18 protein-coding genes are annotated in these 21994 nt (G+C 68.5%); 3 read left to right on the top strand and 15 right to left on the bottom strand.

Features of this window, described 5'->3' with window-relative positions; genetic code table 11:
- Positions 1–192: 192 nt before the first annotated feature.
- From P7L68_RS07425 to P7L68_RS07375, 11 genes are all read right to left on the bottom strand, one after another.
- Complete coding sequence (locus P7L68_RS07425) at positions 193–1377, bottom strand: esterase-like activity of phytase family protein (RefSeq protein ID WP_372003786.1); 1185 nt, start codon at positions 1375–1377, stop codon at positions 193–195.
- The gene (mutL, locus tag P7L68_RS07420) at positions 1377–3299 is read right to left on the bottom strand and encodes a DNA mismatch repair endonuclease MutL (protein ID WP_372003784.1); all 1923 of its coding nucleotides are present in this window, start codon (positions 3297–3299) and stop codon (positions 1377–1379) included. The genes P7L68_RS07425 and mutL overlap by 1 nt, the downstream gene beginning before the upstream one ends.
- Positions 3300–3313: 14 nt before the next feature.
- A complete protein-coding gene (locus P7L68_RS07415) occupies positions 3314–4597 on the bottom strand; it encodes a glucose-6-phosphate isomerase (protein WP_372003782.1) in 1284 nt (427 codons plus the stop codon).
- A 29-nt stretch (positions 4598–4626) separates the two neighbouring features.
- Complete coding sequence (locus tag P7L68_RS07410) at positions 4627–6009, bottom strand: M16 family metallopeptidase (protein ID WP_372003780.1); 1383 nt, start codon at positions 6007–6009, stop codon at positions 4627–4629.
- Positions 6010–6080: 71 nt separating this feature from the next.
- Positions 6081–7589, bottom strand: a complete 1509-nt coding sequence (locus tag P7L68_RS07405; protein WP_372003778.1) for a M16 family metallopeptidase — start codon at positions 7587–7589, stop codon at positions 6081–6083.
- 115 nt (positions 7590–7704) lie between these two features.
- A complete protein-coding gene (locus P7L68_RS07400; RefSeq protein ID WP_372003776.1) occupies positions 7705–8259 on the bottom strand; it encodes a DUF3035 domain-containing protein in 555 nt (184 codons plus the stop codon).
- A gap of 89 nt (positions 8260–8348) precedes the next feature.
- Positions 8349–8885 (bottom strand): signal peptidase II, encoded by a 537-nt coding sequence (gene lspA / locus P7L68_RS07395; RefSeq protein ID WP_372003775.1) that lies wholly within the window; start codon positions 8883–8885, stop codon positions 8349–8351.
- Positions 8878–11694, bottom strand: a complete 2817-nt coding sequence (gene ileS / locus P7L68_RS07390) for an isoleucine--tRNA ligase (RefSeq protein ID WP_372003773.1) — start codon at positions 11692–11694, stop codon at positions 8878–8880. Before ileS ends, lspA begins: the two co-directional genes overlap by 8 nt.
- Before the next feature lie 127 nt (positions 11695–11821).
- Positions 11822–12799 (bottom strand): bifunctional riboflavin kinase/FAD synthetase, encoded by a 978-nt coding sequence (locus P7L68_RS07385; RefSeq protein WP_372003771.1) that lies wholly within the window; start codon positions 12797–12799, stop codon positions 11822–11824.
- Positions 12800–12879: 80 nt separating this feature from the next.
- Positions 12880–13329 (bottom strand): MaoC family dehydratase, encoded by a 450-nt coding sequence (locus P7L68_RS07380; protein WP_372003769.1) that lies wholly within the window; start codon positions 13327–13329, stop codon positions 12880–12882.
- Between the two features lie 290 nt (positions 13330–13619).
- Positions 13620–14516 (bottom strand): alpha/beta fold hydrolase, encoded by an 897-nt coding sequence (locus P7L68_RS07375; protein WP_372003768.1) that lies wholly within the window; start codon positions 14514–14516, stop codon positions 13620–13622.
- Between the two features lie 190 nt (positions 14517–14706).
- Here P7L68_RS07375 and P7L68_RS07370 point away from each other — a divergent pair, with 190 nt between their 5' ends.
- Together P7L68_RS07370 and P7L68_RS07365 are read left to right on the top strand one after the other, a co-directional pair.
- Positions 14707–14997 carry a LysO family transporter gene (locus P7L68_RS07370; protein ID WP_372003766.1) on the top strand — a complete coding sequence of 97 codons (291 nt, stop codon included), beginning with the start codon at positions 14707–14709 and terminating at the stop codon, positions 14995–14997.
- A gap of 2 nt (positions 14998–14999) precedes the next feature.
- On the top strand, positions 15000–15593 hold the full coding sequence (locus P7L68_RS07365) for a lysine exporter LysO family protein (protein ID WP_372006793.1): 594 nt from the start codon (positions 15000–15002) through the stop codon (positions 15591–15593).
- Between the two features lie 3 nt (positions 15594–15596).
- On the opposite strand, the gene P7L68_RS07360 is transcribed toward P7L68_RS07365, so the two are convergent.
- The 4 genes from P7L68_RS07360 to P7L68_RS07345 are packed head-to-tail and all read right to left on the bottom strand — an operon-like array spanning position 15597 to position 20090.
- Positions 15597–16604, bottom strand: a complete 1008-nt coding sequence (locus P7L68_RS07360) for an NADPH:quinone oxidoreductase family protein (RefSeq protein ID WP_372003764.1) — start codon at positions 16602–16604, stop codon at positions 15597–15599.
- Between the two features lie 55 nt (positions 16605–16659).
- Positions 16660–17379, bottom strand: a complete 720-nt coding sequence (locus tag P7L68_RS07355) for a TetR/AcrR family transcriptional regulator (protein WP_372003762.1) — start codon at positions 17377–17379, stop codon at positions 16660–16662.
- Positions 17376–18977 (bottom strand): DHA2 family efflux MFS transporter permease subunit, encoded by a 1602-nt coding sequence (locus P7L68_RS07350; RefSeq protein WP_372003760.1) that lies wholly within the window; start codon positions 18975–18977, stop codon positions 17376–17378. Before P7L68_RS07350 ends, P7L68_RS07355 begins: the two co-directional genes overlap by 4 nt.
- Positions 18978–18992: 15 nt before the next feature.
- The gene (locus P7L68_RS07345) at positions 18993–20090 is read right to left on the bottom strand and encodes an efflux RND transporter periplasmic adaptor subunit (protein ID WP_372003758.1); all 1098 of its coding nucleotides are present in this window, start codon (positions 20088–20090) and stop codon (positions 18993–18995) included.
- A gap of 1195 nt (positions 20091–21285) precedes the next feature.
- On the opposite strand from P7L68_RS07345, the gene P7L68_RS07340 reads away from it, so the two are divergent.
- The gene (locus P7L68_RS07340) at positions 21286–21912 is read left to right on the top strand and encodes a fasciclin domain-containing protein (RefSeq protein WP_372003756.1); all 627 of its coding nucleotides are present in this window, start codon (positions 21286–21288) and stop codon (positions 21910–21912) included.
- The last annotated feature ends 82 nt before the right edge of the window (positions 21913–21994 follow it).

Here is a 21994-nt window from a genome sequence, read left to right as displayed (position 1 = left end):
TCCCCCTCCCCCGGCCCGGAGCGGTCCGGAGATCACAATGGGTAGAGCCAATGCGAAGACATGCAACCTATGGACAAAGGATCTAGCAAGGCCCGCGCATCGGTCAAGACGTTTGCCATTACAAAACGCCCTGGTTGCAATCCGGCCCGGCGTTTATTTTTCTCATATATCAACCAAAAGTAATATGACGTCTCATTGCGCAGGCCCGCGCGCCGCGACGGCGCCAAGGGGCGGCAGGGCAATCCAGGCAATGATGGTGGATTGAAACAGCTGATTGAAATTGTCATCCGTGACCAGAATCAGGGTCTTCCGGCCATCCGGCAGGTCGGGTCCGAAAGCCATGCCCTCCCAGTTATCCGCGGCAAGACCTGCACCGATCAGGTCGGAAACAAGCCATTTTCGTGCGGTTACAACACCGGCCTCAAACGGAGCCTCCCGGACAAGCAGGTCTTCCGCACCCGTCGGGTCCGCCAGATACAGACGCACACGCAGCCGATAGCCGAACCAGAAGCCGCGTTCCAGAACCAGATATCGTCCATCGCCAAGCAGCAGAATGGAGACGGCGCCGTTGATCTCGGTTCCCCCCGCGCCTCCCGGAGCCTGAGGATCTGGTTGTAATTCAAGGCGATAACCATGTTCCGCAACCGGACGGCCAGCGCGGCGGTCATATGTGACGACCCTCAGGATCGGCCGATGGGCGGTGCGCCCCGGATACTGGTCCTGCGCAAGTGCAAATTCGCTCAGGAAGGTGATGTGCCTTCCGCCGGGCGACAGATCCAGCGCTTCGATGCCCTTGTTCGGCCGAATACCGCGCGCCTGAGGTTTTGCGGCATCAGGCATGAAATGGGCGGGCAGCGGCAGCTGCCGGGCAAGTTCTCCACCGAGCGTGCTCTCATAAAGGCCGGGTGGGACCTGCAATTGCGGCCAGCCTTCTGAAGACCAGATCATATGCCCTGTAGACGGATCGTAGCGCAGAGCCTCGCCATCGATGACATCAGGTCTCGCAACCCCATCGGCGGCCGTCGCCGTGAGCCACTGCCAGTCACGATCGAGAATCCGGAACCGATGCGTTTGCAGGTCGAAGTGGATGTCGAGGCGCAGCGCACGCGGCGGGCCCCACTCGCCACGATCGTCACTGATGGCAAGGAAACGGCCGAGACCGGTATCATCAACCGGGGCCAGGACTGCGATCTCCGAGAGGCCACCGACAGGAATCCCACGCGTCCCATCCTCCCGCCGGAGCACGCGTTGATCGAGCACCTCCACGCCGCCCGCCGCCGCCGGGTCAGCCGCAGCAGGGATTGCACAGCCGGCGAGAAATGGCAGCGCCAGCAATGCGATCGACAGACTGGACAGCGGTCGCGCACGCCCTGCCATCACCGCCGCCCGAACAGCCGCTCGATCGCAGCCCGATCCAGCGACACCCAGGTCGGCCGGCCGTGATTACACTGCCCGGAATGCGGCGTGATCTCCATCTCGCGCAGCAGCGCATTCATCTCGGGCACGGTGAGCCGGCGACCAGCGCGCACGCTGCCATGGCAGGCCATGGTCGAACACACCGCCTCCAGCCGGTCCGCCAGCGCCAGGGCCTCGTCATATTCGGCGATCTCGTCGCCGAGATCGCGGACCAGCCCCTGCGCATCCACCCGGCCCAGCAGGGCCGGCACGCCACGAACCAGCACCGCCCCGGGCCCGAAGGCCTCGATCTCCAGCCCCAGCCGCCCCAGCTCGGCCGCCCGCCGGAGCAGGCCGTCGGCCACCGCCTCGTCCAGCTCCACCACTTCGGGCAGCAGCAGCCCCTGCGAGGGCACGCCGGCCTCGGCCATATGCCGCTTCATCCGCTCGTAAACCAGGCGTTCATGGGCGGCATGCTGGTCGACCACGACCAGGCCGTCGCGGGTTTCGGCCAGGATATAGGTGTCGTGCAACTGTGCCAGCGCCGCTCCCAGGGGATGGGCGCGGGTCGCCTCGTCGGCGACATGATCTGCCGGCGCGGCTCCCCGGGCAGCCGGTGGCGCAGGGGATGCTACGCCCTGATCGGCAAGCTCATGCGGCTGCGCCGCCTCTCCGGCCGGAGGTGCCCAGAATGCGGTTGCGCGGTCGGCAGCCCGGGGATCGGGACGGTCTGCCAGTACGCCGGCCGCTGCCGCGCGCGCCGCCGACCAGAGCGAGTCCTGCCCCGCCCTGGCCTGCCCCGTTCCGACAGATCCCGGTGGCCGGGGAGCCGTCGCCGGCAGAAACGCCTGATTGGCGGTGCCGAGCGGCCCCGCACCGCCCAAAGCCGTCGCCGCCCGATGGCCGGCCTCGGCCAGGGCATGACGCAGGGCGCCGATGATCAGGCCACGGACAAGCTGCGGGTCGCGGAACCGCACCTCGGCCTTGGCGGGATGAACGTTCACATCCACCAGCCGGGCCGGCACGGTGAGGAACAGGGCGACCATCGGGTGCCGGTCACGGGCCAGGAAATCCTGATAGGCGGCACGCACCACCCCCTGCATCAGCCGGTCGCGCACCGGCCGGCCGTTGACGAACAGATACTGGTGCTGTGCGGTGCCGCGATTGAGGGTCGGAAGGCCGGCATGGCCTTCCAGGCGCAGCAGATCGCGTTCAGCCTCGATCGCCAGCGCATTGGCGGCGAAATCCCGCCCCATGATCCGGCCAAGCCGGTCCAGCCGCGCCTCGGCACCGGTTCCCGTCTCCGGACGGAAGGAAAAGAGCCGACGCTCCCCGTCGGCCAGCGAAAAACCGATCTCGGGATAGGCCATGGCCAGACGCCTGAGCGCATCGGCCACCGCCTGAGTTTCGGTTCGCTCCGCCTTCAGGAATTTGAGCCGGGCCGGTGTGGCGTAGAACAGGTCGCGCACCTCGACCCGGGTGCCGACCGGTCCGGCCGCAGGCTTCACGGCCGTTTTCGCGCCGCCCTCGACCGATATTTCGAGCGCGCTGTCCTCACCACGCCGACGGCTGGTGATACGAAGCCGCGCCACGGCCCCGATCGACGGCAGGGCCTCACCGCGGAATCCCAGCGTGTCGATCTCGACCAGATCATCGTCGGCGAGTTTCGACGTCGCATGCCGCTCGATAGCGAGTTCCAGATCGTCGGCATCCATGCCGATGCCGTCATCGGTGACCGCAATCAGGCTGCGCCCGCCGGCCCCCAACACCACATCGATCTGACGGGCGCCGGCGTCGATCGCATTCTCGACCAGTTCCTTCACCGCCGCCGCCGGCCGCTCCACCACCTCGCCGGCGGCGATACGGTTGACCAGGGTTTCGGGCAGGCGGCGGATCCGGGACATCTGGCGACGATGCCTCAGCCGGCAGCGGCCAGATATTCGCGGGTCAGGACCTTGCCCTTCTCAACCGCAGGCTGATCGAAGGGATCCACCGCCAGCAGATCGGCAAGAAGGATGGTCTCGATCATCGCCGTCATCATCAAAGCGCCGATCGTCCGGCCATCGACGGCATCCAGCTTCATCCGGATCGTCGGACGACCTTCGGCGATCAGACTCTCGGCGGTCGCCCGTGCCTCGGCCGCGATCAGATCTCCCAGGCTGCGACCGGCAAGATAGGGGACACCGTAACGTGCTGCCGCTTCGGCCGTGATCCGCCAGGCCGGCTGCTGCTCCGCCGGCGGCTCGATCACGGTCACGAGCTTGTCGCGCGGTCCGTCGAGATAGAGCTGCAGCTGGCTGTGCTGGTCGGTCGCACCACGGGCAAAGACCGGCGCCAGGCCGATGCCCTGCTTGCCGAGGCTTTCCCCCACCAGCTGCCGCCACCATTCGCCGAAGCGGGCCAGCCTGTCTACATAGCCGAACTGCACCGCCTGCGAGATGCCCTTGTGCTGCATCAGCGCCGCGGTCGCGGCCGCCCCCATCGCCGCCGGGATCTCTGTCGGGTCGCCATCGGCAAAGGCCTGATCGAGCACGGCCGCCGCCCCCTCGCGGATAGCCACAGCATCCACGCCACCCAGCATGGCCGGCAGAAGGCCGACGAGCGACAGCACCGAAAACCGGCCGCCGACATTCGGGTCGTGATCGAAGGTCTCGACACCATAGTCGTTGGCGATCCGGCGCAGCGGCGAGTTGCCGGGCTCCGCCACCACGACCAGCCGTGCCGCGGTCGCATCACGGCCGAGCGACGCCTCCATACGGTCCAGCACCAGCAGCAGCTGCGCCACCGTCTCGACCGTTCCGCCGGATTTGGACACGGCCAGCACCCGCGTCCCGGCCCAGTCCAGGCCATCCACCAGCCGGCGGAAGCTCACCGGATCAACATTGTCGGGGGTGTGGATGCGCGGACCGCGGTCATCGGGATCGCGCAGCTCCAGCAGCGCCTGTGCGCCCAGGCTGGAACCGCCGATGCCGAGCACCAGAACATCCGAGGCCTCGTTACGCCAGCGCAGCACCAGCGGCTCCAGCGCCGCCAGATCATCGCGGGCGGCCGGCAGGCGCAGCAGAGGCAGGGTCCCGTCGGCCTGCCAGCCGCGCAGACGCGCAAGCGCGGACCGGGTCTGGTCGAGCAGCGCCCCGCATTCCGCCCCGGTATCGGCGAGGCACCCGGTGAAATCGATCGAGAACGGCAGAGTCTTGGCCATGATACTGATGCTTTGTCCTTGTTGGGACGTCACTGGATGCTGCTGTGCGAGGTGCTTCGCGCACCGTCTTCTGAAATCCGGGCGGCTGCGGGAGCAGCGGGTCCGGCTCCGTCTGCCGGCTGCCCGACCATCACCACCGACAGCTTGTCGGTATCGAGCAGCCGCTTCGCCACCCGTTTGACGTCGTCGGCCGTCACCGCCTCGATCAGGCTGCTCCGGTCGTCGAGATAGCCGGGGGGCAGATGGTGGATCTGCATCGTGACCAGCAGGCCGGCCACGGCACCGCTGCCGTCGAGCGACAGCGGGAAGGATCCTGTAAGGTACTTCTTGGCGCCGGCGAGTTCGGCCTCTGTCGGCCCCTCATCGGCGAAGCGGGCGATCTCGTCGCGGATGACCTGAACCGTCTCCCGCGCCCGGTCGTTGCGGGTGGCGGCATAGCCATAGAGCAGTCCTACCCGGTCGAGCGGGTAGAGTGTGGTGCCGACACTATAGGCGAGCCCGCGCTTCTCGCGGACCTCCCGGAACAGCCGGGCCGTGAAGGTGCCGCCGCCCAGGATGTGGTTCATCACGAAGGCCGGGAACCAGTCGGGATCGCTGCGCAGGATCCCCGGCAGGGCGAAGGTGATGATGGTCTGCGGGATCGGTCGGTCGACCACCGTCTCGCCGAAGAAGCTGGGGGAGACCGGCTCGGCCTTCGGCCGGGCCTCCCCCGCCGGCAGGCGGGCGAAGGCCAGATCCACCACTCGCCCGGCAGCCTCAGGCGTGATGTCGCCCACGATCCCCAGGGTCAGCCGGTTGCGGGTGAACTGACGGGAGACATAGGCCACCAGATCCTCGCGGGAGAGGGCAGCCACGGTCTCTCGAGCGCCGTCGGTATCCCGGCCGTAGGAATCGGTCGGGAACAACCCGGCCAGCAGACTGCGCGAAGCGATTGCCTGCGGGTTTTCGGCCGACCGCGCCAGCGAGACCAGCAGCTGTTGCCGGTCGCGCTCGATATCGTCGGCATCGAAGCGCGGCGCGGTAAGAGCCAGCCCGACCAGCTTCGCGGCCTCCTCCGCTTCGGTCGCAAGGCTGCGGAAGCTGCCCGAGAAGGCATCGCGATCGACACCGGTCGAGAATTCGACCGCCCGCGCGGCGAGCGCGTCCTGGAAGGCCGGACCATCCATATCGCCCGCCCCTTCGACCAGAAGGCCCGAGGCGAGCGTCGCAGCACCGGCCTTGGCCGCGGCTTCGATCCGGGTGCCACCCGCGAAGGCGAAATCGACGGTGACCACCGGCAGCTCCGACACCTGTACCAGCCAGAAGGGGATGCCCTGCGGGCTGGTGAGCGTACGGATTTCGAGCGCACGTGCCGCCGGCACCGGCCCGATCACCACCAGCAGCACCAGCGCGGCCAGGACGGTTCCGATCATACGCAGGCTGCGGTGCCGCACCTCGTGACCAATCGGCGACATGTGACGACGGAAAGACGACAGGGCGGTGATCAATGGACGGTCCCCTCGCTGGAGGGCGGGGTCACGGCGGTGGCCGCAACGGCAGGTGCCGGATCGTCGACACTGAGGCCTTCGGGCAGCAGCACGCCGGTCGCCATGCCCTGATCCGGCCCCATCACCGCCCGCAGGGCTTCCATGCCCTGATCGCCGGTGATCGCCGCCATGCGCTGCGGCCAGGTTTCGATCCGCTCCAGCGTCTCTCCGGTGGCAAGGGCCGCCCCCACCATATTGGCGGTGGACGACACGCTGTCGCGGGCATAGACGGCATCGGCCAGCATCCGGGTGCGGGCGCGTTCCAGTACGTCGGGGGCGACACCCTGCTTCAGGATGTCGGCCAACGCCCGCTCGACCGCCGCTTCTAGTCTGGTGATCGAGACACCCGGCGCCGGGGCGGCGTAAACCATCAGCTGACCTTCATCCCGGGCCCCGGCGTAATACGCGCCGGCCTGGACGGCGATGCCTTCATCCACCACCAGCCGGCGATAGAGCGGCGAGGTCGAGCTGCCGCCCATGGCGAAGGTCATCAGGTCCAGCGCCTCTTCCCGGTCCCGACCGAACACTTCGGCCCGCGGCACCAGCCATGACCGGCGCCAGGAGGGCGACGCCACACCGGCGGCATCCTGTACCAGACGGCGATCGCCGGCCAGCGGCGCCGGTGCCGGACGCACACGCTTCGCCTCGTCAAAGCCGGCGGTGTCGGGAATACGGCCATAGGTCCCAGCAGCCAGACGGAAGACGTCCTCGGCCTTGACATCACCTGCGACCACGACGATGGCGGCAGAGGGGTGGTAATGCGCCTTGTAGAAGGCCACCGCGTCATCGCGGTCCAGCGTCTTCAACTCGTCCGGCCAGCCGATCACCGGCCGGCCATAGGGGTGCCCCGCATAGACCATGGCCCGGTAGGCTTCGCCGAACCGGGTTTGAGGATCGTTGTCGGTGCGGCTGCGGCGCTCCTCGATCACCACCTGCAACTCGGTCGTGGCGTCCTCGGGGCGCAGCCTGAGCCCGGTCATCCGGTCGGCTTCCAGCCGCATCACCAGATCAAGCCGGTCGGCCGCGATGTTCTGGTAATAGGCCGTGTAGTCGTAAGACGTGAAGGCATTGTCGCGCCCGCCATTCTCGGCGATCAGGCGGGAAAACTCGTCGCCGGAGGTCTGCTCGGTCCCCTTGAACATCAGGTGTTCCAGGAAATGAGCGATGCCCGACCGACGGGCCGGCTCGTCCGCCGCACCCACCCGGTACCAGACCATGTGCGAGACCACCGGCATCCGATGATCTTCGACCACCACGACGGTGAGACCGTTCTCCAGCACCCGGCTCTTCGCGCCGAGCAGAGGCGTCGCTGCTTCGGCAGCGGCGGTTGCGGTCGCCGCGGCGATCGACGGCGGCGTTTCGGCAAGGGCCGGAGTACCGGCCAGCAGGGCCGATGTGACCAGCAGCGAGGCGACCAGCCGCCCGGGGCGCGGTCTGCGCCGGACGGGTGATGAGGACGCAGACAAGCGTCGTCTCCTCTTCGGTTGACCGGCCGCGCGGGGCGCATGCGGCCGCATCACAGGATGGGCCTCGACGGCGGCCGGTGCAACCCCGCCCGGATAACGATAGTGGATGTGTCGCTCAGAAGATGCCTTCGAGCAGGCCACGGCGCTTGCGCTCGATGATCGGCGTCTCGCCGGTATCGATCGGCCGGCCGACGGCCTGATTGGTCTGCAGCCGGCGCTGCTCGGCGCCGGCATCGATCACGGTGCCCGGCTCCTCGCGTTCCTGCCAGAACAGGAGATCGTCGACGAAGCTCTCGCTCGCCTCGGCCAGCTGGGTGTTCTCCTGCGCGATGGTCGCGCGGATCGACGGATCGGCCCGGTCACCACCGGTCCGGGCCAGCACCGCCTGGTCCAGCGGGTCGATGCCGTTCGCAACCGGTGCCGCAGACGGCGCCGTGCCGGTCAGTGCCTGGCGCGCAGCCTGGGCGGGAGTCGCCTCCTGCGGGCGCGGCGCACCGGGCTCCGGCGGGCGCAGGTCGTAATTCGGCGGCAGAACGAGCGGTGCGCGCGGCACGACGGCAAATTCGTCGGGCGCCCGCTTGTTGAGGCCCAGGGTCTCGCGCGCCGAATCACAGGCGGCGAGGCCGACGCTCAGAATGGCGATCACCGACAACGCGGTCAGGCGGCTCATGCGGTCTGCTCCCTCATCCCGTCCAAGGGCCCGAGGCCCGGGGACAGCGTCCATGATAGGCGACAGGAGGCGGGTCTTCGCCCCCCTGGTCAGGTCTTTTCCGGGCCGTCCGGGTCGCGGCCGAACAGGCCGTCCACCAGCAGCAGGATCACGCCCAGCGTAATGCCGGCATCGGCAATGTTGAAGGCGGGCCAGTGCCAGCCGGCATAGTGGAGATCCAGGAAATCCACCACTGCGCCGATCCGGACCCGGTCGAGCGCATTGCCGATGGCGCCACCGGCCACCAGGCCCAACCCCAGCGCCGTCAGCGGACGCTCACCCTTCCAGGCCCAGCGGCCCAGCAGTACGGCCACGACCGTGGCCATCGCCGCCAGCCCCCAGCGGGCAAGCTCGCCATGCTCAGCCAACATACCGAAACTGACCCCGCGATTGAACACGAGTGTCAGGTTGAAGAAGAAGGTGACGACGACACCGTCACCCGGCATGTCGAAGGCCGCCAGGGCGAGCTGCTTGGTGATCTGGTCGACAAGGAACACCAGCAGAAAGCCCACGACCAGCAGGCGCCGGCTGCGGGCCCTCGCCGCCTGATGCCAGGCCGCTTCGGTCACCGCCTTCCGGTCAGACATGAGCGACGGCATCCGCACAACGGTCGCACAGCTCCGGATGATCGGCATGGGCACCGACCTCGGGCAGGACCTTCCAGCATCGGGCGCATTTTTCGCCATCCGCCCGGCCGACCATCACCGCCACACCCGGCACATCTTCCAACCGGAAGGCCTCGGCCGGGGCATCGCCGCCGGTGAGCGTGGCATCGGAAGTGATCGACAGTTCTGCCGGATCCAGCCCGTCGAAGACATGGGCATGCTCCGGCGCCAGCCAGACGGTCGGGTGCGCCTCCAGGCTTGCCCGGATACGCTTCTCGCGGCGCTCCACCTCGATCGCGCCGGTGATCACCCGGCGGATCTGCCGGACGCGGCGCCAGCGATCGGCCAGCGCATCGTTGCGCCAGGCATCATCGGTATCCGGGAAAACCCGGCGATGCACGCTTTCGCCCTCGGGCACCTCCCCCTCGGGGAAGCGGGCAAGCCAGGCTTCCTCGGCCGTGAAGACCAGGATCGGCGCCGACCAGACGGTCAGCCGGTCGAAGAGCAGATCCATCACCGTGCGGGTCGCCCGCCGGCGGATGCTGTCGGCCGCATCGCAATAGAGCACGTCCTTGCGGACGTCGAAATAGAAGGCCGACAGATCGACGGCGCAGAAATTGTGCAGCAGCGTCGCCATGGTGTGGAAGTCATAGGCCGCGATGGCCTTGCGGATCTGGCCGTCCAGCTCCCACAGCCGGTGCAGGATGAAGCGCTCCAGCTCCGGCATCTCGGCCAGGGGCAGGCGCTCGGCCCCGGTGAAGCCGTCGAGCGCGCCCAGCAGATAGCGGAAGGTGTTGCGCAGCCGGCGATAGGCATCGGCCTGCGAGGACAGGATGTCCTTGGAGATGCGCACATCCTGCGAATAGTCGGCCGAGACCACCCAGAGCCTGAGGATGTCGGCGCCGTACTGTTCGATCACCTCCTGGGGGGCGATGACGTTGCCGACCGATTTCGACATCTTGCGGCCTTCGCCGTCGAGCACGAAACCATGGGTCAGCACCGCCTCGTAAGGCGCCGTGCCGCGGGTCCCGCAGGCCTCAAGCAGCGACGACTGGAACCAGCCGCGATGCTGATCCGAGCCTTCGAGATAGAGCGAGGCCGGCCACTTCAGATCGTTGCGGCCTTCCAGAGTGAAGGAATGGGTCGATCCGCTGTCGAACCAGACATCCAGAATGTCGGTGACCTGCTCGTAATCCTCGGGGTTGCGGCCCTTGCCGAGGAACTCGGCCGGATCGCGGGTGTACCAGGCCTCGGCGCCCTCTTCGGCCACGGCGACCGCGACGCGGTCGATCACCTCGGGGTCGCGCAACGGCTCACCGGTCTTTTTGTCCACGAAGACAGTGATCGGCACACCCCAGGCGCGCTGACGAGAGACCAGCCAGTCGGGACGGCTCTCGACCATCGAACGGATGCGGTTGCGCCCGGTCTCGGGCACCCAGCGCACCTTGTCGATTGCGGCCAGCGCCTTCTCGCGCAGCCGGGACTGTTCCATGGAGATGAACCACTGGCGGGTGGCGCGGAAGATCACCGGCGCCTTGGACCGCCAGGAATGCGGATAGCTGTGGCGCAGCTTGCCGCGGGCAAGGAGCGCCCCCGCCCCGGTCAGCTCGCTGCACATCCGGTCGTCGACCTTGAAGACATGGTCGCCCGCGAAGATCGGAACCTGATCGGTATAGGTGCCGTCCTCGGCCACCGTGTCCGGCACCTCCAGCCCGAAGGCACGGCCCAGGAGGAAGTCTTCCTCACCATGGCCGGGGGCGGTGTGCACAAGGCCGGTGCCCTGCTCGGTGGTGACATGGTCGCCCGGCAGCAGCGGCACCTCGAAATCATAGCCGCGGCCATGGAAAGGATGGGCGCAGATGGCGCCTTCGAAGGCGCTGCCCTTGAAGGTCGCGACCACCTCGTGGCCGGTGATGCCGGCCTCGGCCAGCACCTGGGCGGCCAGCGCCTCGGCCAGGACCAGCACCTCGCCCATGCGGGCGAGGGAGCCGTCGGCCGTGCCGGTCACGCGGACCGCGACATAATCCAGATCCGGCCCATAGGCGACCGCGCGGTTGCCGGGGATGGTCCAGGGGGTGGTGGTCCAGATCAGGACCGCGGCCCCGTCCAGCGCCGGATGGGTGGACTTCACCACCGGGAAGCGCACCGTGATCGTGGTCGAGGTCTTGTCGTGATATTCGATTTCGGCCTCGGCCAGCGCGGTCTTTTCGACCGGCGACCACATCACGGCCTGGGGCCCGCGATAGAGCTGGCCGGAGGTGAGGAACTTGCCCAGCTCCCGCACGATCTGCGCTTCGGCGCTGTAGGTCATCGTGAGGTAGGGGTGGTCCCAGTCGCCAAGGACGCCGAGGCGCTTGAACTCGGCGCGCTGCACGTCGATCCAGTGGCTCGCGAACTCACGGCATTCGCGGCGGAACTCGACCAGCGGCACCTCGTCCTTGTTCCGGCCCTTCTCGCGATAACGCTTCTCGATCTCCCATTCGATCGGCAGACCGTGGCAGTCCCAACCCGGCACGTAAGGGGCATCGCGGCCGAGCACCTGCTGGCAGCGGCTGATCACGTCCTTGAGGATCTTGTTCAGCGCATGGCCGATATGGAGATGGCCGTTCGCATAGGGCGGCCCGTCATGGAGCACGAAGCGCTCGCGGTCCCGGCCGTCTTCGCGCAGGCGTGCATAAAGGTCCTGGCCGGACCAGCGGTCGAGCAGACCGGGTTCGTTGGCCGGCAGGTTGCCGCGCATGGGGAAACGGGTCTGGGGCAGGAAAACCGAGGCTTTGTAGTCCACGCTCATCGAGGTCCGGCCCTTCCGGGCTTCAGGTTGGTGACGGGGAGACACCGGCCGGCGGAATGCACGGCCGATGGCATAAGGGCAGGCGCGCCCGAACCCGGGCGGGCCGCATCATGCCATGGGGCGAGGCTCATGGATAGCGCCGGTCGGCTGCCCTGGCGAGAAGCGATCGCGCCTGTTCGGCATCGGCGGCGATCTGGGCCTTCAGGGCCTCGATCCCGTCGAAGCGGCGCTCGGGGCGAATGCGCTCGATGAAGGCGATCTCCACCCGCCGGCCATAGAGGTCGCCGGTAAAGTCGAAGAGATGCGCTTCGAGCAGCAGGTCGCGCTTGTCGAATGTGGGGCGGCGGCCGAAATTGGCGACACCGCCGTAATGGCCGCCAGGCAGGGGCACGCCCCCCGGGCCGCGGCCTGGGAGAAGGTTCACCCGGATGGCATACACCCCGGTCGCCGGCTCGGCATAGCGGCCGATGGCGACATTGGCCGTCGGGAAGCCGATGGTCCGGCCGCGCCGGTCGCCGCCACGCACCCGGCCCGACACCGACCAGGGCCGGCCGAGCAGACGGGCGGCGCGGATCATGTCGCCCCCGGCGATCGCGGCGCGGATGGCGGTGGAGGAGAAGATCGTGTCGCCATCGGCGCGCGGCTCCACCACAGACAGGCTGAAGCCATGCGCCTGGGCTGCGGCTTCCAGCATCTTGGCATTGCCGCCCCGGCCCTTGCCGAAGACGAAGTCATGGCCGATCGAGACATGGGCCACGCGCAGGCCGCGCCATAGCACCCGTTCGACGAAATCCTCGGCCGGCATGGCGGCAAGCAGGCGGTCGAAGCGGAGCATGAACACGGCGGCGATGCCGATCTCGTCGAGCACACGCAGTTTATCGGCAGGGGTCTGCAGCCGCCCCGGAGCCCGGTCGGGCTGCAGCACGCTGCGCGGATGGGGCTCGAAGGTGAGCACCGCCGGACGGGTGTTCAGGCGGCGCGCGGCGGATTCCGCAGCGCCGATCACCGCCTGATGGCCGCGATGCACGCCGTCGAAATTGCCGAGAGCCACGGCAAGGCCGCGTGCCTCGGGGCCCAATCCTTCGAAATGTCTGTAGAGCCGCATTCCCCGTCCATGTGTCCGGCCCCGGGCAGGCGGGGCGATGGGTCGCGCGGACCACCCGCCGCCCCGCCCGGGCCGGCTGATCAGCCGGCGGCAGCGAGTGCGGCCGCGCGGGCCGGCACCATGACCTTGGTGATGCCGTCGACGACGACCGTGTCGCCCACCAGGCATTCGGTGGCGAGCGTCACGCGCCGGCGCGCCGGATCGATCTCGTTCACCCGGACCAGCGCCGTCACCGTGTCGCCGATGCGCACGGGCGCGCGGTACCGGAAGCTCTGGTCGACCAGGATGGCGCCGGGCCCGGGCAGTCTGGTTCCGAGGACAGCGGAAATCAAGCTCGTGGTGAAGGCACCATGGGCGATCCGGCCCTTGAACGGCGTCGTCTGTGCGAAGTCCTCGTCCAGATGAACCGGGTTGTGATCGCCCGAAATGTCGGCAAAGGCCCGGACATCGGCGTCGGTCACGGTATGGGTGATCGTCGACTCCATGCCGACGGTCATGTCTTCGAGGCTCAGGCCGCTGATCGCGGTCATGGCAACCAGACCTTTCGATACTGCGCCCGGTCGCGCACGGCCGGACCCGTCATGCTCTCCACGAGCCCGCGGGGCGGGCCGCGGGCGACTGCATTCTCGTCCGGTGGCAGGGCGGTGCCGGCCCCGGTCCCTTGTTTTTATGTGCGGTGCACTATAAACCGGGCCGGCAAGTGGAGCAAGTGGCACATGGCAGGCAGAAATGGGCACTCGATACGGATACAACCGTCGAATACCCATCCAGTGTATCATGATGTCCCTAAATCGTGCTTGACGGAAATATCCGTACAAACCTATCCGCGCTTGCTGAGGAAATCGCGGATATGGGCCTCCACCTCGTCCGGCGCTTCATGGGCGATCCAGTGGGTGGCATGCTGCACGCGCTCAATTCTGAGGTCAGGCACCCAGGCTTCCAGCCCGTCGATCAGCCCGGGCACAAGTGCCGTATCGCCCAGCCCCCAGATCACCAGGGTCGGCACCTTGACCGAATAGACCGCGGGATCGAGCAGCGGCTGCTCGGGCGGCGTCGTGCCCGCCGGCACCACGTCGATGGGCGAGGCCCGGTACCAGTTCAGCCCCCCGGTCAGCCGGCCGGGCCGGCCCCAGGCCTCCAGATAGGCGGCGCGGTCTTCGTCGGTCATCAGCCCCTTGTCGTAGACCGGGCGCATCGAGAACCGCCAGAGCCAGTCGAAATTGTTGGCCGACAGCTTTTCTTCGGCTTCGGGCGTGCGGAACAGGCGGAAATACTGGCTGGCCCGGATCTGCTCGGGATTGCGCATCAGCTCGCGCTGGAAGGTCGCGGGATGGGGCGAGTTCAGAATGATCAGCCGATGGATGCGGCCCGGATGAGCCATGGCGAAAGACCAGGCCGCCGCCCCGCCCCAGTCATGGGCGATGAGGATCACCTTCTCCACACCCAGCGCATCGATCAGCCCCAGGATGTCGCCCACCACCCGCTTTGTCCGATAGGCCTCCACCTCGGCCGGGGCGTCGCTCTCGCCGAAGCCCCGCAGATCGGGGGCCACGCAGCGATACGCGCCCGCGAACCGGGCCATCATGCCCTTCCAGGCGTACCAGAATTCCGGAAAGCCGTGCAGGAACAGCATGACAGGGGCGTCGGGGCTGCCGGCTTCGGCGACATGCAGCGTGACCTCGCCGACCGGAACGCGGCGATGGGTGATTTCGACCATGCGGGTCATCCTCCCTGGCGCGGCCGGGCCGTGCCGGTCCGCATTCATACGTTTGTTTTTATGCATGCTAGCGACATCCGCCCGGCACCGCCACCACTCAGGCGGTGGACATGGGATGGACAGCCGCCACCGGTCGCCGTAAAGCTCTGGCTGATCGCCGCTCCACCCCTGCGCACAAGGCCCCCGCCCCATGCTCGCCCTTGCCCTCGCCTTTCTGGCCGGCCTCGTGCTCGGCCGTCTGCTCCGCGGCCATCGGACGCGGATCGCCCGGCCGATCGACCGGCTGACGACCGTGTCGATCGTCGTGCTGCTGGTGCTGATGGGTATCGGCACGGGCGCCATGCCCGATCTCGCCGCAACCCTCGCGGCGTCGGGCGTGAAAGCGGTGGCCATCTCGGCAGCTGCGGTGGCGGGCTCCATCCTCGTGACGCTGACGCTGCTGGGGCTGATCGGCCGCACCCGGCGGAGGCCGCTGCCGTGATCATGACCCTGATCATCCTCGGCGCCTATGTCGCGGGCATCGCCCTCGGTGCCCTCGCCCCCGGTCTTGCAGCACGGACATCCGATGCGACCGAACCCGCCCTGATGCTTCTGGTCTTCCTGGTCGGCATCGGCACGGCGCTGGATCCCTCCGCCTGGGCGCGGCTGCGCAGCGCCGGTCCCCGCGCGATCGCCCTGCCGGTGGCGGTGATTCTGGGCACGCTCGGCGGCGCGGCTCTGGTGGCACCGCTGCTGCCGGGCATGACGCTGCCCGACGTGCTGGCGGTGGCCTCGGGTTTCGGCTGGTACAGCCTCTCTGCCGTGATGATCGCCGAGGCGCGGGGCGAGGTGATGGGGGCGCTGGCCCTGATGGCCAACATCTCACGCGAGGTCATCACCCTGGTCTTCGCCGGGCTGATGGTGCGTGCCTTCGGGCCCATGGCGCCGGTCGCCTCAGCCGGCGCCACCGCCATGGATGTGTCGCTCGGCATCATCACCATCCATGGCGGCCGGGAGGCCGGGCTGGTGGCCCTGGCCAGCGGCTTTGCCGTCAGCCTCGCGACGCCGGTTTTCGTGGGCTTCTTCCTGTCGCTCTGACGCTCAGCCCGGCCCGATCACGTCCGATCCGACCACGCCCGGCACGACCACGATCTTGCCGCCCTTGGACCGTGAGAGTGTCGCCGCCAACGCCTCGCGCGCCTGATCGAGCGGCATCGCGACCACCTTCGGCGGCATCAGCTCCCCAGCCGCCACCCGCGCCATCAGCGCCAGCCGCACGGCGCGGGCCTCGTCGGCATGGGCGGTCAGATAGTGGCGGATCTCCACCCCGATCAGCGCTGCACTCTTGAGCAGGGGCAGATTGACCGGCAGGGCCGGGATCGGCCCGCCGACGAAACCCAGGATCAGATGCCGCCCCTCTTTGTCGAGCGAGCGGAACAGGGGCTCGAAACCGGGACCGGCGACCGGATCGAAGACGATGTCGATCGCGCCGCCCGGCAGGGTTTCGCGGATCCGGGCCCGGATGTCGGGGTCGAGCGACGGGATGGCCGCCGCGGCGCCCGACGCGATCGCCCGCGCCCGCCCCTCTTCGGTGCTGGCAAGTGCCACGACATGGGCGCCGGCCCTTGCCGCGAGCTGGACGGCCGCCGAGCCGACCCCGCCCGACGCCCCGGTCACCAGCACCCGCTCTCCGGGCTTCAGCCCGCCGCGCGGAAACAGGCCATAGGTCGCCGTCTGATAGTCGACCAGCATGGCCGCCGCATGGACGCCCGACAGGCCGTCCGGCACCGGATCTGCCTCATCCCCCGCCACGACGATATGGGTGGCCAGGCCCCCGCCCATCTGCCAGGTCACCACCCGATCGCCCGGCACATACCGGGTGACCCCGGGCCCTGTAGCTTCGACGATGCCGGCGATCTCGCCGCCCGGCACATAGGGCAGGTCGGGACGGATCTGATAGCGGCCATGGACGATCAGCCCGTCGACATAGCCCAGGGCGGCGGCCTCGATGCGCAGCCGCATCTGCCCCGGCCCCGGCTCCGGCAGCGGTCGTTCGACAGGGGCGAAATCTTCAACACGACCCAGGGCCGTGCCTTCCCAGCGCAGCATGCGTGTTCCTTCCCGGCATCCGGTTCCCGGGCCTCCCGGGCAGACACCCGCCGGTTCAGTCGGGGGCATAGGCCTTCAGGAAGCGCCTGACCGCGGCTTCCACCCGCCGTTCGGCCTCGGCGTCGTCGGGCGGCGGCGCGGCGTGGAACAGCTGGCGGAGCTGCAATTTGCCGTTCAGCATACCGAAGAAGTGTTCCGACGCGAGATCGGGATCATCGACCGACAGCCGGCCGGCACGATCCTGTTCCGCCAGCCAGTCGGCCAGCCGGCGGCCGTTGCGGGCCGGGCCGATCTCGTAGAAGGCGGCGGCGAGATCGGGCGCCATGCCGCCCGGTCCCGACCCGGTCAGCATGCGCATGACCGAGACCATCTTGCCCGAGATCACCACATCCATGAAATGCCAGGCGATGCGGGTCAGGATCTCGTGGGGCGAGGCTTCCGGATCCGGCGTTTCCAGATGGGCGGTGATCTGGTCGGCCACCTCGGAAATTGCCGCCAGGAACAATTCGTCCTTGTTCCGGAAGGCATTGTAGATCGTCTGCTTCGAGACCCCGGCTTCGGCCGCAATCTCGCCCATGCCGGCCATGAAGCCGTCACGGGTGAACAGCCGGCGGGCAGCCTCCAGGATCGCCCGGCGCTTTTCCGTGTCCGGCGGCCGGCCGGGCCCCTGCCGGGCAGGCGGGCAGCCCGCGCCACAGGCCTCCGCCGCCGCTTCGCGGGCGGCGGCGACGGCAGCCCGTACCCGACGGATGTCTTCCCGGCTCGCCTCGCTCAATGCCCGCCTCCCCCGCCGGCTCCCGCCATCTGCGGCCGGCGCACGGTGGCGGTGATCACCGCCGCGGCGACGAAGATCCCCGCCAGCACCAGAAACACGTCGCCGAAGGTCATCACCTGCGCCTGAGCCTGGATCATGTTCATCAGCGTCTTGAGGGCCGCGAGGGAGCTGTCCCCCGCAATCGCGCCGTCGAAACGCTGCCCCAATGCGTCGAGTGCGGCCTGGACCTCGGGACGGTTCGGGTTGGCGGCATCGGCGATGCGCTCCAGATGCAGGGCGTTGCGGTCGATCATCAGGGTGTTGATGCCGGCAAGACCGACCGCTCCCCCCAGATTGCGCATCAGATTATAGAGCCCGCTCGCATTCTTCAGCATCTCCATCGGCAGCGTGCCGAGCGCGATCTGGTTGACCGGCAGCATGCACAGCATCAGCGACATGCCGCGCATGATCTGCGGCCACAGCAACTGGTCGAACTGCCAGTCGGCCGTGATATGCGACATCCACCAGGTGGAACCGGCAAGCATGGTGAAGCCGATCGCCAGCATCACCCGCACATCCATCTTGCGCGACAGCATGCCGGCGATGGGGGCCGAACAGAACTGGGCAAGGCCGGTGACGAACAGCACCTCGCCGATCTGCATGGCGTTGAGATCGCGGATCCGCGCCAGATAGAGCGGCAACACATAGACCAGGCCGTAGAGGCCGACACCGATCACGAAGCTGAACACGCAGCCGGTGGCGAAGTTGCGATCGCGGAAGGCCTTGAGATCGACGATCGGGTTGTGGTGGCTGAGCACCCGCCAGAAGAAGCCGATGCCGGCTGCCACCATCACCACGAACAGGAAGGTGATGATGCGGTCGTCGAACCAGTCATCCCGCGGCCCCTCTTCGACCACATATTCCATCGAGCCCAGGAACAGCGCCATCAGCACCAGCCCCAGCAGGTCGAGACGACGCAGCAGGCTGCGATCACCCGTGTCGAAAGCGGGCGCGCGCCAGACCATCAGCGTGACCAGGATACCGGGCACGACGTTGACCAGGAACAGCCAGTGCCACGAGAAGATTTCGGTCAGCCAGCCGCCGAGGGTCGGGCCGATGGTGGGCGCCAGCGTCGCGACCAGACCGATCACCACCGACACACCGGCACGCCGGTTGCCGGGGAAGAGCTGGAAGGCCGCCGCGAACACGGTCGGGATCATCGCGCCGCCGACGAAGCCCTGCAATGCCCGCCAGAGGATCATCTCGTCGAGTGTGGTGGCCGTGGCGCAGAGCGCGCTCATCACCGTGAAGCCCGCGGCCGAGATCAGGAACAGGCCGCGGGTCGACAGCGCCCGGGACAGATAGCCCGAGAGCGGGATCATCACCACTTCGGCGATCAGATAGCTGGTCTGGATCCACGAGACCTCGTCGGGGCTGGCGGCGAGGCCCGCCTGAAGTTCCGACAGCGAGGACGACACGATCTGGATGTCCAGAATCGCCATGAACATGCCGAAGATCATGGCGATGAAGCCGGCGATCTGCCCCACCGTGGGCCCCTTGGGCGCCGCGGCGGCAGGTGCCGCCGCAATACTGCCCGCTGCAGACGTGGCCTCGGTCATCGGACCCGCCTCCGCTCAGCGCTGCGCCAGGCGCGGGGCCGTGGGCTCGGCACCCAGGCCGTACTGCGGCTGAACCGCTTCGGCCGCGGGCTCGGCAGCGGTATCGACGGCCACCACCACCGACAGTCCCGGCACCAGCAGCTTCGCCGCCGGGTCGGCCGCGTCGACCGCGATGCGGACGGGCACGCGCTGGACGATCTTGGTGAAGTTGCCGGTGGCGTTCTCGGGCGGCAGCAGGCTGAAGCGGGCACCGCTGGCCGGCGACAGGCTCTCGACCCGGCCATGGAGTTCCCGCCCGCCAAGGGCATCGACCGCGATGGTCACCGGCTGACCGGGACGCATCGCCGCAAGCTGGGTTTCCTTGAAGTTCGCGACCACATAGGTCTCGGGCAGCGGCACGATCGCGAGCGCGGTCTGGCCCGCCTTGACATACTCACCGGGTTCGACCGACCGGTTGGCGACGATCCCCGACTGCGGCGCACGCACCACGGTATGGGCAAGATCGAGCCGGGCCGCCTGAAGCGTCGCTTCGGCAGAGGCGATCTCCGCCTCGGCCTCCACCCGGTTCGCCTCCAGCACCGGCACCTGACCTTCGGCAGCCGCCACGGCCGCCCTGGCCTCGGCCAGCGACGCCTCGGCCTTGCGGGCATCGGCACGGGCGGTGTCGTAGCGCTGGGCACTGGCGGCCGCGGTACGGTTCAGTTCGGCATAGCGCTTGAGATCACCGGTGGCGCGGGCGCGTTCGGCCTCGGCCGAGGCGACGCCCGCCTCGGCGCGCGCGATCTCGGTCTTCTGGAGTTCAAGCTGACGGTCGATCACGCCCACCGATGCCCTGGCGCGCGCCAGCGCCGCCTCGGCTTCGGCGACCTTGGCCCTGTAGTCGGCATCGTCGATCCGGAACAGCAGGGCGCCGGCATCGATCGCGGTGTTGTCCTTGACCGCCACCTCGGTGACCTGGCCGGCCACACGCGGTGCGATATTGGCGATGTCGCCGTGGACATAGGCGTCGTCGGTGCTTTCGACGAAGCGACCATGGCGCCACCACTCCGCACCGTACCAGCCCCCGCCGGCCAGTGCCGCAACGACCACCACGCCGAGGATGATCTTCTTCATACCGCCTCCGCCGAATGACCGGACCGCCCAAATTACTGGACCAGGGCGACCACGAATTGGTTCCCGCACAAGATGGCCGATCCGGCGCGGGCTTCAAGACATTTCTGGATGATCGGGTCCAGAAATTCGGGAGGGGTCGTCTGCAGACAATGCAGGTCGGTGACAGGGGTCACAGAATCAGAAAACCCGCCCACAGGGCGGGTTCCGGGGCGGCATGACGCCGCATGGCAGTCGCGTGCGCAAAAGGGAACGGGCCGGATGCGCCATGTGGCACACCCGACCCGTCCTGTCGGTCCTTGAGGGGAACCCGATCGCCGGCGCACCCTTCCGGCGACCTGCTTCACGGTCGGACCGATCAGGTGCCGCCGCCGGCGGGGTTGCCTGACGGCGTCCCGCTCTGCGGCTCAAGATTGCTGCTGCCCGAGCCGGAATTGCCGGCCGAGCCGGTATCACCGGCACCCGGGCTGGTGGCTCCGCTGCCCGCATCACCCGGCGCGTCGGGGGCCGGCTGAGCCGGCGTGGTCGGACTGGTGGGGGAAGTCGGAGCCGGCGTGTTCGGCGCGGTCGGGGCGCCACTCTGGTCTGCCGGTGCCGACGGGCTGGCAGGTGCGGGCGCCGACGGCGCGGGCGCAGGCGCCGACTGCTCGGCCGGCGGAGTGCTCGGGGCGTCGGCGTCGTCGCAGGCCGCGACTGCCAGAACCGCGGCTGCGGCGAAGGCGAGACGGGTTGCGACGCGGGGGAAAGCGATGCCCATGTGAGATGTTGCTCCTGATGATGTCTCGGCTGCCCTCGGAAAAGAGGGCAGGTGGGCCGCGGCGGGCGCCGCACCGCCGGTCCGATGCCTCCTACGGGAAGGGAGGCACCCCTCGGGAGAGGGAGGGGCTCCCATGAACGGCGGGACGGGGCCGGGACATGGGACGGGATCGGTGGACCGGCGCGGTCGGGACGGGCGGGAGGTGTGCTGGTGCCCGTCGCGGCCACATCCCGACTGTCGCCCGGATCGCGTCCTCATGCACGTGAGCGATACCGGACATCCAAGAGCCAGAGTTGTGACCGAAAGACGGCCGGCCCCCGGCGCCGCGACTTTTTCGGGAAATGGCTGCATCCACGGCGCGGCCCCCCTCCGTAAGGTCTGCATGGAGCAGGGCCGGAGCCGCATCGGCCCGCCCTGCCCCGCGAACCAGGGAGATGTCGGATGACCAGTGTCATGATCCCCGGCCGGGCCCGCGCCCGCGCCGCAACCCTCGCCCTCGCTCTCATCCTGGGGGCGGGTCTCGCCGGCTGTGCAGGCGATGGCATGCGTGGCAGCACGCATATGGCCTCTGACGCAGCCGGCCCGGTCCAGGTCGGCGGTGCGCCCATGTATGCCAGCAAGACCATCGTCGAGAACGCGGTCAATTCGGCCGATCACACCACCCTGGTCGCCGCGGTGAAGCAGGCGGGGCTGGTGGATGCCCTTTCGGGCCCCGGCCCGTTCACCGTCTTTGCCCCCACCAATGCCGCCTTCGACGCCCTGCCCGCCGGCACCGTCGAGGGGCTGATGGCACCATCGGCCCGCGCGCAACTTGCCGGGGTGCTGACCTACCATGTCGTGCCGGGCCGGTTGACCCGTTCCGAGCTGATGGCCCGCATCCGGGCCGGCGGCGGCAAGGCAACCCTGACCACGCTTGTGGGCGGCATGCTTACCGCGAGGATGAACGGGCCCGACAATATCGTGATCGCCGATGCGGGCGGACGCACCGCCGACATTTCGACCTATGACGTTCTCCAGTCCAACGGCGTGATCCAGGTCATCGACCATGTGCTGATCCCGCAGGGCTGAGGCGGGCGCCACAGCCATACCCCGCCCCATCCCTCCGCCCCACCCCCCGGATGCATGATCGCGGTGGACGTGATAGGGTTGC

The organism is Tistrella mobilis, from assembly GCF_041468085.1.
Classification (GTDB): Bacteria; Pseudomonadota; Alphaproteobacteria; order Tistrellales; family Tistrellaceae; genus Tistrella; species Tistrella mobilis_A.
Note: the sequence above shows the minus strand (reverse complement) of the source record. Positions and strands in the feature narration are given on the sequence as shown.